The sequence below is a fragment of the Pantoea sp. GW821-FHT03E06 genome (assembly GCF_059420725.1).
Genome location: NZ_JBWKUG010000001.1, coordinates 974,801 through 986,924, shown reverse-complemented (window position 1 = coordinate 986,924; position 12,124 = coordinate 974,801). Strand labels below are relative to the sequence as shown.

Below are 12,124 nucleotides of genomic sequence, written 5' to 3'. Positions count from 1 at the left end.
GATCTGCGGGTTTTGTCGTAGGGTCGCCATTGATGGCGACCTCAATTGCGCAGTGACAGCGCAAAGCTGCTCACTGCTGGTGCATCAAACGCCGAGCGGCAGCTGATTGGTTTCCAGATAACGACGGCAAAGCCGTACCGAATGATCGGCCCACTGCGGCCCCAGACTCCGCGCCATGTCGGTTTCCGCGTGCGATCCCATCCACGCTGTCATCTGAATACGCCGCTGGATCAGCAGCGTCGGCACCAGCGCCATCTCTTCATCGCTGATGTGCGCCACTTTTTCATAGCCGAGGATCCAGTTATCTACCCATTCGGCAGCGCGTGGATGGTGCTCGACAAAACTGACCGCCGCCGCCAGATCGTGCAGATACCAGCCGAGCCCGCAGTCATCAAAATCGATCACCCGCGTTTCGCCCTTGTGCAGCAGCAGATTGGTTAGACGCAGATCGGCGTGGATCAAACCATAACGATCCGCGCCTTTGCCAAAGCCCTGCAGCTCTTGCCCCACTCGCGCCACCGCCTCCGCAACGATGCCGTGATCGGCCGGATTAAGATTCGGCGCATCCTGCCAGCGTCCCCAATGGCTGCGATCGCTGACCATGGTGTGATGATCCCAAATGATGCGCTGGAAAGCGGCCGGTTTCTGCCAGCTACGGCTGTGCTGATGCAGGCGGGCGGTAATCTGTCCCAGCTGCTGAAAGGCTTTGGGATCGACATCGGTAGTTGGCATCTCCCCCTCGATCCAATGGAACAGCACCGCGTAGCGCTCGCCGCCATCCGCCATCGGCAGCGTCAGCACGGTTTCACCCTCGCTGGTGGGGATCGCCTGCGGCACCATAATCCCGGTATCGCGAAGCGCATCCAGCCACAGCAGTTCGCTCAGAATATCTGCTTTGCTGTGATAATTAGGACGATGCAGCCGCAGCGCATAACGCTTGCCCGCCGCCATCAATAAGAAAGTGGCATTTTCAGAACGACACAGGAGCTTCAGCTCCCCGCAGAGCGCGGCAGGAAAGCGGGCCAGCGCCTGGTGCGCCAATAAGGTGATTTCCGCATCGGTTAAGGTATCGGATTGTTCGGCACTCATTCATCAGTCTCCAGCATCAAGCACGTGTTATCAGCATGGAATGACGTCGTCCTGACCGCTTGACCGCAGACAACCCAAAGTTGACCGCAGCGTGCATCTGGCACTTTTCTTGCCGCAGAGTTGACCGTGGAGGACAAAACTCACTGCACCCGCGTCAAGTTTTCCCGCATAAGGCGGCGGCATTATCACTTCACTGTAGCGCAAACAATAAAAAAGCGCGGTGAAGCTGCCGCACCAACAATGACGACGGGGAGAAGATGATGACGACTAAGCTCAAACCCACGCTGGGCACCCTGCATTTGTGGGGCATCGCGGTTGGACTGGTGATTTCCGGTGAATACTTTGGCTGGAGTTACGGTTGGGGCGTGGCGGGCACGCTGGGATTTTTGATCACCACCGCGATGATCGCCACTATGTATACCTGCTTCATTTTCAGCTTTACCGAACTGACCACCGCGATTCCGCATGCCGGCGGCCCGTTTGCCTATAGCCGCCGCGCCTTCGGTGAAACCGGCGGCCTGATTGCCGGCCTGGCCACACTGATTGAGTTCGTGTTCGCACCGCCCGCTATCGCGATGGCGATTGGCGCCTACCTCAACGTGCAATATCCCGATCTCAATCCGAAAACCGCTGCGGTGGGTGCTTACGTGGTGTTTATGACGTTGAATATTTTGGGCGTGAAACTGGCAGCGATGTTCGAACTGGTGGTCACCGTGCTGGCGGTACTTGAACTGCTGGTGTTTATGGGCGTGGTATCGCCGGGCTTCAGCATCGCCAATTTCGCCGCCAACGGCTGGGCCGGTAGCGATCACTTTGGCATGCCTGCGCTTTCAGGTATCTTCGCTGCCATTCCGTTCGCCATCTGGTTCTTCCTGGCCATTGAAGGTGCCGCAATGGCAGCCGAAGAGGCCAAAGATCCCAAACGAACCATTCCTAAAGCCTACATCACCGGCATCATGACGCTGGTGGTGCTGGCGATTGGCGTGATGCTGCTGGCTGGCGGCGCGGGCGACTGGCGCAAGCTGTCCGACATCAACGATCCGCTACCGCAGGCGATGAAGATGATTGTTGGTGAGCACTCTAACTGGATGCATATGCTGGTATGGATCGGTCTGTTTGGCCTGATCGCCAGCTTCCACGGCATTATTCTGGGCTATTCCCGCCAGTTTTTCGCCCTCGCCCGCGCCGGTTATCTGCCGCAAAGCCTGGCGAAACTGTCACGCTTCCAGACGCCGCACCGCGCGATTATCGCCGGTGGCTTAATAGGGATCGCCGCGATTTACAGCGATGGTTTCGTCAATTTGCAGGGCATGACGTTAACCGCCGCGATGATCACCATGGCGGTGTTCGGCGCGATTGTGATGTACCTGATGAGCATGCTGAGCCTGTTTAAACTGCGCCGCACGGCACCCGAAATGGAACGCAGCTTCCGCGCGCCGGGCTATCCGATTGTGCCGGGCATTGCGCTGGTGCTGTCGCTGGTGTGTCTGGTGGCAATGCTGTGGTTTAACCCGGTGATCGGTGGCTTGTTCGTGGCGATTATGGCGGTGGGTTACGTCTACTTCCTGGCCACCAAATCACAACGCGATAACGCGCCGCAGGATTCGATGTTAATAGGTGAGTGATGTTTGCAGGTCGCCATAAATGGCGACCCTACGGCATATACGGGTTGTGTTGGGTCGCCATTCATGGCGACCTCTGTTAACTCTTCACCGGCCACAGCCACGCCGCACCGCGTACGCCGCTTGAATCACCGTGCACCGCTTTCAGCACCGGGGTTTCACACTCCCGGCCAAATACCCACTGCTTCATCAGCGCCGGCACGGTTTGATACAGACGATCGTTATTGCTCATTCCGCCGCCCAGCACAATCACATCCGGATCAAGTAAATTCACCACCTGCGCCAGCGATTTCGCCAGGCGCATTTCGTAGCGATTCATCGCCAGCTCTGCCACGGGATCCTGCTGCTCAATCAGCTTAATGATCTCAGCCCCTTTCAAAGCCTTACCGCTCAAACGCTGGTAATCGATGGCAAAACCGGTGCCAGACACGAACGTCTCAATACATCCCTGCAACCCGCAATAACACGGCACTTCCGCGCGGTAACGCAGCTCATCTTCATCCATCCACGGCAGCGGATTGTGGCCCCATTCGCCGGCGTTACCGTTACCGCCGATGCGCGACTCGCCGCCAATCGCCACGCCCGCGCCTGAACCGGTACCGATAATCACCGCAAACACCAGCGACTTTCCGGCGCCTGCTCCATCCACCGCTTCGGAAACCGCCAGACAATTCGCGTCATTGGCGATGCGCACGTCACGATTCAGCGCCTGCGCCAAATCCTTATCCAGCGGTTGCCCGTTTAGCCAGGTGGAGTTGGCATTTTTCACCCGCTGGGTGTAAGGCGAAATCGTGCCCGGAATGCCGATGCCGACGGTACCCTGCTGCCCGGTTTTCTCTTCCGCTAACAGCACTAAATCGACAATCGCCTGAACCGTGGCAGCGTAGTCATCACGCGGCGTATTGACGCGATGGCGGAACAACTCTTGTCCCCGATCGGAGAGTGCAATCACTTCAATTTTAGTGCCGCCTAAATCAATCCCAATCCGCACGATTTATTCCTCATTATTCGTTCTGGTGACCAATACAGTAGAAGGCTGAATCGGGAAAGGCAATGAAACGAATCCGATGTTTCGCTATCATGCGCGCTGACTTTGAGACTTGTGCGCCCGATCGCACCCACGGTAAGGAATCCCGATGTTGTGGTTTAAAAATATGATGGTTTATCGTCTGAATCGTGACATTCCGCTGTCCGCAGACGATCTGGAAAAGCAGCTCGACGCCTTCACCTTTTCCCCGTGCGGCAGCCAGGATATGGCGAAAACCGGTTGGGTTTCACCGATGGGCAACCGCAGCGAAGCGCTGACGCATGAAATCAACGGTCAGATGGTAATTTGCGCGCGCACCGAGCAAAAGATCCTGCCATCGCCGGTGGTGAAACAGGCGCTGGAAGCCAAAATCGACAAGCTGGAGGCGGAACAGAGCCGCAAGCTGAAGAAGACCGAGAAAGACTCGCTGAAAGATGAAGTGCTGCATAGCCTGCTGCCGCGCGCGTTTAGCCGCTTTAGCCAGACGTTTATGTGGATCGATACCGTCAATAACCTGATCATCGTTGACTGCGCCAGCGCCAAAAAAGCCGAAGATACGCTGGCACTGCTGCGTAAAAGCCTCGGTTCATTGCCGGTGGTGCCGCTGACGCTGGAGAATCCGATCGAGCTGACGCTGACTGAATGGGTGCGTTCCGGTGAATTGCCGGCCGGTTTTGCCCTGATGGATGAAGCCGAGCTGAAGGCGATGCTGGAAGATGGCGGCGTGATCCGCTGCAAGAAGCAGGATCTGCTCTCCGATGAAATCGCCACGCATATTGAAGCCGGTAAAGTGGTCACTAAGCTGGCGCTCGACTGGCAGGAACGCATTCAGTTTGTCATCGCCGATGATGCTTCGGTGAAACGCCTGAAGTTTAGCGACACGCTGCGTGAGCAGAATGATGACATTGACCGCGATGATTTCGCTCAGCGTTTCGATGCCGATTTCATTTTGATGACCAGCGAACTGGCCGCGCTGATCGCTAATCTGGTGGAAGCGTTAGGCGGCGAAGCGAAGCGTTAACGACGATGACAATGCAGGGCAAAACGTCTTCCTTAAGTTTTGCCCTGCGCTGCCGATAGCCTCTTCTTTCGGCAAAGGGAGTCTGCATATGTCTTCTTCAATTCAACGCGCGGTATTATTCGGCGCACTCTCACTATTCACCGTCAGTAGTTTCAGCGAACCAGTCATTACCCGACTCAATGCAGTGCGTATTGGTGATCGTCTTAATGTCATGGTTGCGTTGGCCGGAAAACAAGGCGGCGCCATGCAAGTGTGGCAAGCCTACGACTGTAAAACGCTACGCGCTGAAGCACTCTATCGTAACTTCCTGGATAATGATGGGGCGACAAAAGGCCGCTTTTATGGTTCTGAATTCAGCCACTATCTGGCCCCACAGCCCGGCCCAAACCAGGATCCTGAAATCATTAAACGGATTTGCTCGCTACCCGAGCGAGCTGTCGTGTGGGAAAAAATTCAAACCGAAGATAAGTATGGCAGCACAGCGTTGATTGACATCGCTAATCTAAAGCGCGATGGCGATGAATTGCAGGTACGTGTTGGTTACGATTATGCAGCTAAGGACTTCGATCCACCATACGATGCACCTTATGCGCTGAAAGTTGAAAATTACCGCTTTAACTGTAAAACGCAATTACATATTCCTGTGTCTGCGCAGGATATTGATGAAAATGGCTATGTGACTGACTCGCTCGATAGTGCAGATATTGAGCGGCGAAAATCCTCTTTTCCGTTAACAACGCTTTTGGAAAAAAACTTCATTCAGCTTTGCTCGCTGGCCGATCCGCAGCACTTTCGCGCGCTGGGGCGCTTTACCGCCGCTACACACAAGCCTCTCAGCACAACAGCCATGCCTGTGCTACCCGACCTAAGCGCTAATCCTTCCTCTGTCATGGCAAGATTTCCTTTATCTGCCTCAGTGCAGCAGCAGGCAAAATCGATTATTCATCCTTGGGCGACGCCACGTTTTCGTCAGATCAGCTGGGTAGAGAAAAATCGTAGCGGTGAAGTCAAAGTACGCATGGATGTAGACGAGCAAGGCTTTATTCGCAAACTTGAAGATTACGGTATCTGGAAACTACAGCGGTTATCGTTAGCAAACGACACACAACTCGAATTTGCCATGTCGATAGCTTCCTATCCGACTCGACTTAAAAAGCTGGACACCACGCTACGTTACCCGTTGCATGCCGGGCAGCAGTATAAAAGTGTGCTGATCAATGAGGACCCGGTGAAAAGGGTCAGCGAAAGTTATCAAAGTGAAACCTGCAATGTTTACGAAGGCGGCAACGCTCACGAAATTAACCCCGCGTTCAGCGGTCACTATTTACGCGTGGATTGCCTGATTGAATCTGATAAACAGCCGGCACTCGTGTCACGTCAGGCGTGGATCGATGATTTGAAAGTGATGGTTCCAATCAGTGCGAAGATAGGTGACAAGCCTGATGAACAGACACAACTGCTTGATGTGAAGATTTGGCGTTAAAAAATGGCCGCATCGCGCGGCCATTTTAAGTCTTACAAGTAGCGGCACAGATATGAAGAAGGCTCGGCCACCTGCAAATGGAATTCGCTCTGGCCCGGTACGCTGAAAACGGAACCGGCTTCGTACCATTTCCACTCGGTTTCGCCCGGCAGCAGCACTTTCAGTGCACCGCTGACTACCGTCATCTCTTCCGGCTGAGCAGTGCCAAAGGTGTATTCACCTTCCGCCATCACGCCGACGCTGGCACGGCCAATGGTGACGCTGTCGAAACCAATGGATTTCACTTTTCCGTCGAAATACTCACTCGTATTGAGCATATTACTTCCTCACAGCACATTATCGTGACTGGCAGATTACTAAGGAACTCGCTGATCTGTCACGCGAAATAGCGCCACAGATCGCAAGTTGTGATCTCTTCGCATTAGACGATCAATTCTGCTGCCAGCTTGGCCACCAGCACGTTCGATAACAGTACTGGAATACCCAGCATTTTCTGCAGGAAATCACGGTGCTTCTGGTGGTAACCGATGCAATCCAGTACCACCACATCCGCCCCCTGCTCCTGCAACGACAATCCTGCTTCCACCAGATCCGACTGCTCTGCCAGGTAAGGGCTGGCAACCGCAAAACACGGCGGGCAGTTCAGATTGCGCCATTTACTGGCCTGCTCGGCAATCTGCTCTTTGACCGGTACCACAATGCCCACTTTGTGCTCCTGCACAATTGCACGCACCAGCGGCGGAATGATGCGATCCGGCTCCAGCAGCAAGGCGGATTGCGTTTTCAGCGTGCCGAACTCGCCGGTGCACAATAGCAGAATAGTGTCGTAACCCTGCTGTTCCAGCGCGTTGATTTTTCGCTGCAGTCCCTGCTCCACTTTGGGTGCCGACAGGCGCACCTGCTCGCCGCTGGTCATGCGCGAGACCAATACTTTGTCGCCCGGCGCGGGCGCGTACTGCTTTTCAACGTCGGCCAGCGTCAGGCCGTCGAGCAGTCCAGCATGTGCCACCTGTTCAGCGGGTAAATGCTCCTGCAGCAGCGGCAGAATGTCGCTGCGCGGTGATTGACCAATCGTAAGTGTGACCAGAGACGTATTCATTATCAGGCTTTCCGGTTGCGCAGGTGGCTGAGGCTACCATACAAAGATAGCAGCAGCGCGTACTCTTGCGGGTCATAGAAGTGGCAGGTTTCACGCCCAAACTCCTTCGCCACTTCTACCGCAAACTTCACCGCAGAGGCGATATCCACTTCATGGCTGGCGCCGGTACCGCAGCCCGGCACCACCGATTCGGCACAAATTGCCACGCCGACCACCGGCACATCAGTGGCGGTGGAGGGCTGCAGAATGCTGTTGAGGTGATAAACCCCGTTGCCGTAAGGCGTGATGTCCTGCGTGGTGATCGGGAAAGTGACCGCCGGTTTGCCGCTGGTCATCTCCATAATGCGCAGCAAATCCTCCGAGACGCGCAGGATGTAGCCCTCTTTCACCGTCGGCGACAGCGCATAACCTTTGTGATTAAGGATGCGATTCCCTTTAGTGGTATCGATCGAGAGAATCGCATCGACGCCCGCAATCACTTCATTGTCATTCATGGTGATGTCATCGCACGGCGAATCCATGAAATCGACCGGTTCGTGCGGACGGGTTGGCGCATCCGGACAGATGTGGGTGGTGATGATCACGTCACCCGCCAGCACGTCGCCTTTGGTCTGCATGTGCGCCAGCTTCAGCGCGCTGCTCACCGCCGCCACCGCGCCATCGGCATCAGAGACCATGCCAATGCGCGTTGGGCGCGCACCGATGCCGCCGAGGCGACCAATAATTCCCAGCGTCGGCGCGTTGCCGCCGTTGCTTTTGCCCTGCGCGCCGGGGATATCGATGCGCACGAAATCGGTACGCCCTTTCGGCCCGCTGACGCGTTTGGTGCTCGCCGTCACACCGGGATAAGCCGCAAAGAGATCCACGATCTGCTGACCATCAATGTAGGCGCTGTCGAGTAACTCAAAAACCTGCAGTGTCTGCTGTAAACTCATAATAATTTCCCTGGATTATTTCTTGGTGCTGCTGGCAAAAAGTGAATGGAAGAAGCTGTAGAGCGCATCGCCCGCGATAAATCCAGCGGCCATCACCTCCATCGGTGAACGTCCACGCTCGCCCCACACGCGCAGGATCAGGATACGCAGCGCGATGCCTACCATCACTGCCCAACCGGCAGCGGCATTGTTAATGAGCAAACCGGTTGCCAGCAGCACGCCAAGCTGACGTTTCGGCCCACCGATCAATTGAATGATGGCGCCTGGAATCGCCCACATCAGCAGGTTACCGGCGATACCCGGTTCCGCGCCGGCCTGAATCGTTTTGGCATAGACGCGCGCCACCGGCGGCAGCAGATTTTCGGCAAAGAAAATGGTGTGCGCATACCACACCACCGGAATACAGATGACAAAGGCGATCATCGCGGCGATCAGCTGAATGCGGCGGCCCCACAGCTCCTGCTGCACATCCGCGCCGTTACCGCGCAGAATAAAGCCGGCTTTCAGGTCATAGCCCATATCGGCAAATGCCGGGCCGGTGGCGGCGGTGAAACCACACAGCAGGCACAGCGCCAGCGGCGGAAAGCCGAGCAGGATCCCAAGAATCAGCGTGATCAGCGCCACCGCAAAGGCGGGGAACCAGCCCGAGTGCATGGCGGCGATGCCAACAATCAGTTCATGCACAAAGGCAGCAAACGCGGCGTAAACAATAAACAGCACCAGCATCGGCAGCCCCATCTGGCTCCATAATCCGCCCGCCAGCGCCAGCAGCGTGGAGATGACGATGTAACCCACGGTGCCGAAACCGAGCGAACGCTTCACTTCGCTGTCGCTGCGGCTGACGTTAACCTGATCGTTGCGGCGGCTGCGAATCACCTGCACCACCTGAATCAGCGCGACCAAACCAGCACCGACCATCACGCCGTGCGGAATATAGAGTGCGTTGATGTCAATACCGGCAACCGGTTGCGCATAAGCACGCAGCAGGAACCCCAATCCGAGCATGCTCAGCGCCCAGATATTGCCGATAAATGCAGTACCAAACGCTGACATGGGGATTTTCAACATTGAGCCGACAATGCCACCGACAATCCCCACCACCAGCAGCCACGCCTGACGACCGCCTTTATCACCGGCTTTGATCGCTTCGGCTGCCGCCACGCCCGGTGGCCACGCATTGCTGGCCGGGAACACGCGCGTATCAAATAGGCGATAGAGTAAATAGGCATCCAGCAGCATCGCTGCACTGACGCCGACAAACAGCGGCAGCACCAATTGCGGTTCACCCAGCGCCCACGGCACGGCAATCGGCATCAGCAGGCTGTTGGCTGCGCCGAAGGTGGCTGAGGAGATCGCGGTCTGCGCCAGGTTTTGGACTTCTATCGAACGGTAGCGACGAAACCATTGCAGAGGAATACGCGCCAGCAGCATGGCAAACAGCGCGCCAATAATAGACGTATTGGGTGTTACCCCAATGGTGGTAATAAGCTGAACCCCAATAATGGCCCCTGCAACAGAAAGCAGAACCAGCATTAAGGCAACGCCAACACTTTTTATTGGATTATTTTGACGCATGATATCCCCGTATTTTCACCCTGAAGAAAACGCATTTAAAATGCAACGCCCGACACGCGGGACATCCACATATTTATTTAATCGTTCCCTGATTATTGAAATAAGCAGGTCCGAAGACCTGTTATTTCCCTGGTGTGGCGCGAATAAACGCCTTTAAAACAAAAATAGGGTTTTCCTGTTTAGACAGGATTATGCGCCGTATTTTTCGGCCATCAGTGCAGCCGTTGCGCGTAGTTCACTGAGCAGCGTCTCCGGATAACCGGGCGCCGCCTCTTGCGATAAAAACGAGAGACAGAGCGCGGCACTTTCACCGCGATGTTTATTGGTTACCGCAACGGCCAAAGAGCTGATGCCCGGCAGCGTCTCATTGCGCGCCAGTGCCCAGCCCTGCTGGCGAATCACAGCCAGTTCACGACATAAATCATCCAGCGTGAGCGGTGAGTTCATCGAAGCCGCCTGCCAGTGGCTGGCAAAACGGTCGCGCACCTCCTCATCACTGAGCTGTGCAAGCAGCACGCGTCCGGTCGAGGTGCCGGTTAATGAAACTCGCGTGCCCGGCGGCGTCACCAGCTGGGTAAAGAAGCGACCGTGATACATGCGCATGACCAGCACATCGTCGCCATCCAGCACCGAGATATAGCCCATGCAGCCGCTGCTGGCTGCCAGACGCGCCATCGGTGCTGAAGCGCTATCTACCAGCGGCGTTGACAGATAGTGACCAGCCACCGAGAGCAGAACGCGGCCAATCTGGAAGCAACGGTTCTCGACATCACGCTCAAGCAAGCCTTCATTTTCCATGGTTGCCAGCAGGCGCGACACCGTACTTTTTGGCAAACCCAATGCGTCAACCACCTCGGTAAAGGTGAGGCCCGGATGGCCTTGCGTCACGCCAAAGCGCTGGAACAGCTTTAATACGGCAGAGGCATTTTCGAGTGTGGTCATGGCGCCTGTTTCACTATGTGGAACTGAGTTCCTCTATCAAGATCTCGAAAGTAAAACGCACGGCTTTATGCGTCAAGCGCAAATTTTGAGCCGCGCCGTTGCCACTAAATTTAGGACAGCAGAAAATACGGTGGAAAAAGAAAATTGAAAGATGTTATCAGGCCAGATAAATAGTTAGCAGGAAAGTATGCAGATTTATTTAAGGATGACAGCGCGTTTGCGGAAATATAAAAAAGCATGTAGTGACAGGCGGTAATTAATTATGTGCTAGCATCCTTGCCAGCCGACGTTAATCTTTTTCGACGTTAATCAATCTTTGCCAGCATCCTCATAGCGCTCTTTCGCATCTTGCGCTTCGGCTTCCGTTTTGTGTTCGCTAATTAGGGTATCGGGTTTGGGATGGTCGGCGCGTAATTCATACCAGGTGACGGTTTGATCCGCCGACCCCTTTTCAACCGTGACGATGCGCGCTTCACGCGGATAGGGTGGTTTAGTTGGCATAATTTTCCCTCTTCTATCAGTTGTCCACGGGCAGCAGTGATCCTCTGCCTACCATTCAGTATAGACAACGGAGGATCGCTGCAAAAAAAGAGAGAGAAATCTGAGGGTTTAGCTGGCGCGGGCGAGCGAAAGCGACTGCAGTATTTGTTCCACCACGCGATCGGGTGATTGCATGGCGTTGACTTCGTGATGCGCCGTTTGACGATAAAGATGCGCACGCTCGCGCAGAATATCGCCCATCTCTTCGGCAATCGGACGCCCGGTTAAGGTGGGACGTTGCGCCGCTTCCGGCTGATGTTCCAGCCGTTCAGCCAGCACATCCGATGGCGCATTGAGCCAAATCACCTGGCCGTGTTCGCGCATAAAGCGGCAGTTGAACTCAGCCAATATCATGCCGCCGCCGGTGGCGATGACGGTGTTAGGTGCAGTGACGGCGCGCAGCGATTCAGTTTCACGCGCGCGAAAACTCTCCCAACCTTCAGACGCTACAATCTCCGCCACGCTACGCTGCGTGCTGAGTTGCAGATGGTGATCGGTATCGTTAAAGGCATAGCCCAACGCTTGCGACAGCGCCTGGCCAACAGTGGTTTTACCGCAACCGCGTGCGCCGATCAGATAGATGGGTAATGACATCCGGGCTCATCCTCCGCCGTAATGTGCCGCACGGGCAACGTCATCAGGTCAATAATGCGTCGCATAATACCTAGATTTTATTTTATCAGCCACCCGCCAGGCACGATTTACGCATATTTCAGCGCCTGGCTGAGCTACTTCTTTGTTAAATAAAAGAAAAACAATGCGTGAAACGTGCATCAGGCTAAATGTAAGAG

12 protein-coding genes are annotated in these 12,124 nt (G+C 55.3%); 3 read left to right on the top strand and 9 right to left on the bottom strand.

From position 1 onward, the window contains the following. Window positions 1-84 precede the first annotated feature (84 nt). Window positions 85-1,089, bottom strand: coding sequence for a phosphotransferase enzyme family protein (locus tag AC07WB_RS04470; RefSeq protein WP_097094756.1), 1,005 nt, complete (start codon window positions 1,087-1,089; stop codon window positions 85-87). 260 nt (window positions 1,090-1,349) lie between these two features. Here AC07WB_RS04470 and eat point away from each other — a divergent pair, with 260 nt between their 5' ends. Further along, window positions 1,350-2,714 (top strand): ethanolamine permease, encoded by a 1,365-nt coding sequence (eat, locus tag AC07WB_RS04465; protein WP_097097586.1) that lies wholly within the window; start codon window positions 1,350-1,352, stop codon window positions 2,712-2,714. Window positions 2,715-2,790: 76 nt separating this feature from the next. Here the strand turns inward: eat and mak are convergent, their stop codons facing one another. Next, window positions 2,791-3,702, bottom strand: a complete 912-nt coding sequence (mak, locus tag AC07WB_RS04460; RefSeq protein ID WP_097094757.1) for a fructokinase — start codon at window positions 3,700-3,702, stop codon at window positions 2,791-2,793. Between the two features lie 145 nt (window positions 3,703-3,847). Here mak and rdgC point away from each other — a divergent pair, with 145 nt between their 5' ends. Then, window positions 3,848-4,759: a recombination-associated protein RdgC gene (rdgC, locus tag AC07WB_RS04455; protein ID WP_494940094.1), complete on the top strand. Its 912-nt coding sequence runs from the start codon at window positions 3,848-3,850 to the stop codon at window positions 4,757-4,759. Window positions 4,760-4,847: 88 nt separating this feature from the next. Beyond that, window positions 4,848-6,242, top strand: coding sequence for a hypothetical protein (locus AC07WB_RS04450; RefSeq protein ID WP_494940093.1), 1,395 nt, complete (start codon window positions 4,848-4,850; stop codon window positions 6,240-6,242). Between the two features lie 32 nt (window positions 6,243-6,274). On the opposite strand, the gene ppnP is transcribed toward AC07WB_RS04450, so the two are convergent. From ppnP to aroL, 7 genes are all read right to left on the bottom strand, one after another. Next, entirely contained in the window at window positions 6,275-6,559 is a 285-nt protein-coding gene (ppnP, locus tag AC07WB_RS04445) for a pyrimidine/purine nucleoside phosphorylase (RefSeq protein ID WP_007887052.1), read from the bottom strand. A 104-nt stretch (window positions 6,560-6,663) separates the two neighbouring features. Further along, window positions 6,664-7,341, bottom strand: a complete 678-nt coding sequence (locus tag AC07WB_RS04440) for an AroM family protein (RefSeq protein ID WP_494940092.1) — start codon at window positions 7,339-7,341, stop codon at window positions 6,664-6,666. A 2-nt stretch (window positions 7,342-7,343) separates the two neighbouring features. After that, window positions 7,344-8,276 carry a DUF1177 domain-containing protein gene (locus AC07WB_RS04435; protein WP_345827180.1) on the bottom strand — a complete coding sequence of 311 codons (933 nt, stop codon included), beginning with the start codon at window positions 8,274-8,276 and terminating at the stop codon, window positions 7,344-7,346. Between the two features lie 15 nt (window positions 8,277-8,291). After that, window positions 8,292-9,851 (bottom strand): OPT/YSL family transporter, encoded by a 1,560-nt coding sequence (locus AC07WB_RS04430; RefSeq protein ID WP_345827181.1) that lies wholly within the window; start codon window positions 9,849-9,851, stop codon window positions 8,292-8,294. A gap of 189 nt (window positions 9,852-10,040) precedes the next feature. After that, complete coding sequence (locus AC07WB_RS04425; protein ID WP_494940091.1) at window positions 10,041-10,793, bottom strand: IclR family transcriptional regulator; 753 nt, start codon at window positions 10,791-10,793, stop codon at window positions 10,041-10,043. Between the two features lie 309 nt (window positions 10,794-11,102). Next, complete coding sequence (locus AC07WB_RS04420; protein ID WP_097094764.1) at window positions 11,103-11,294, bottom strand: YaiA family protein; 192 nt, start codon at window positions 11,292-11,294, stop codon at window positions 11,103-11,105. Window positions 11,295-11,402: 108 nt separating this feature from the next. Continuing rightward, complete coding sequence (gene aroL, locus AC07WB_RS04415) at window positions 11,403-11,927, bottom strand: shikimate kinase AroL (protein WP_097094765.1); 525 nt, start codon at window positions 11,925-11,927, stop codon at window positions 11,403-11,405. Window positions 11,928-12,124 lie beyond the last annotated feature (197 nt).

Excerpts from the sequence above, each read along its gene's own strand:
- AC07WB_RS04470 (WP_097094756.1), bottom strand. The coding sequence starts at position 1,089 with ATGAGTGCCGAACAATCCGATACCTTAACCGATGCGGAAATCACCTTA.
- eat (WP_097097586.1), top strand. The coding sequence starts at position 1,350 with ATGACGACTAAGCTCAAACCCACGCTGGGCACCCTGCATTTGTGGGGC.
- rdgC (WP_494940094.1), top strand. The coding sequence starts at position 3,848 with ATGTTGTGGTTTAAAAATATGATGGTTTATCGTCTGAATCGTGACATT.
- AC07WB_RS04450 (WP_494940093.1), top strand. The coding sequence starts at position 4,848 with ATGTCTTCTTCAATTCAACGCGCGGTATTATTCGGCGCACTCTCACTA.
- ppnP (WP_007887052.1), bottom strand. The coding sequence starts at position 6,559 with ATGCTCAATACGAGTGAGTATTTCGACGGAAAAGTGAAATCCATTGGT.
- AC07WB_RS04440 (WP_494940092.1), bottom strand. The coding sequence starts at position 7,341 with ATGAATACGTCTCTGGTCACACTTACGATTGGTCAATCACCGCGCAGC.
- AC07WB_RS04435 (WP_345827180.1), bottom strand. The coding sequence starts at position 8,276 with ATGAGTTTACAGCAGACACTGCAGGTTTTTGAGTTACTCGACAGCGCC.
- AC07WB_RS04430 (WP_345827181.1), bottom strand. The coding sequence starts at position 9,851 with ATGCGTCAAAATAATCCAATAAAAAGTGTTGGCGTTGCCTTAATGCTG.
- AC07WB_RS04425 (WP_494940091.1), bottom strand. The coding sequence starts at position 10,793 with ATGACCACACTCGAAAATGCCTCTGCCGTATTAAAGCTGTTCCAGCGC.
- AC07WB_RS04420 (WP_097094764.1), bottom strand. The coding sequence starts at position 11,294 with ATGCCAACTAAACCACCCTATCCGCGTGAAGCGCGCATCGTCACGGTT.
- aroL (WP_097094765.1), bottom strand. The coding sequence starts at position 11,927 with ATGTCATTACCCATCTATCTGATCGGCGCACGCGGTTGCGGTAAAACC.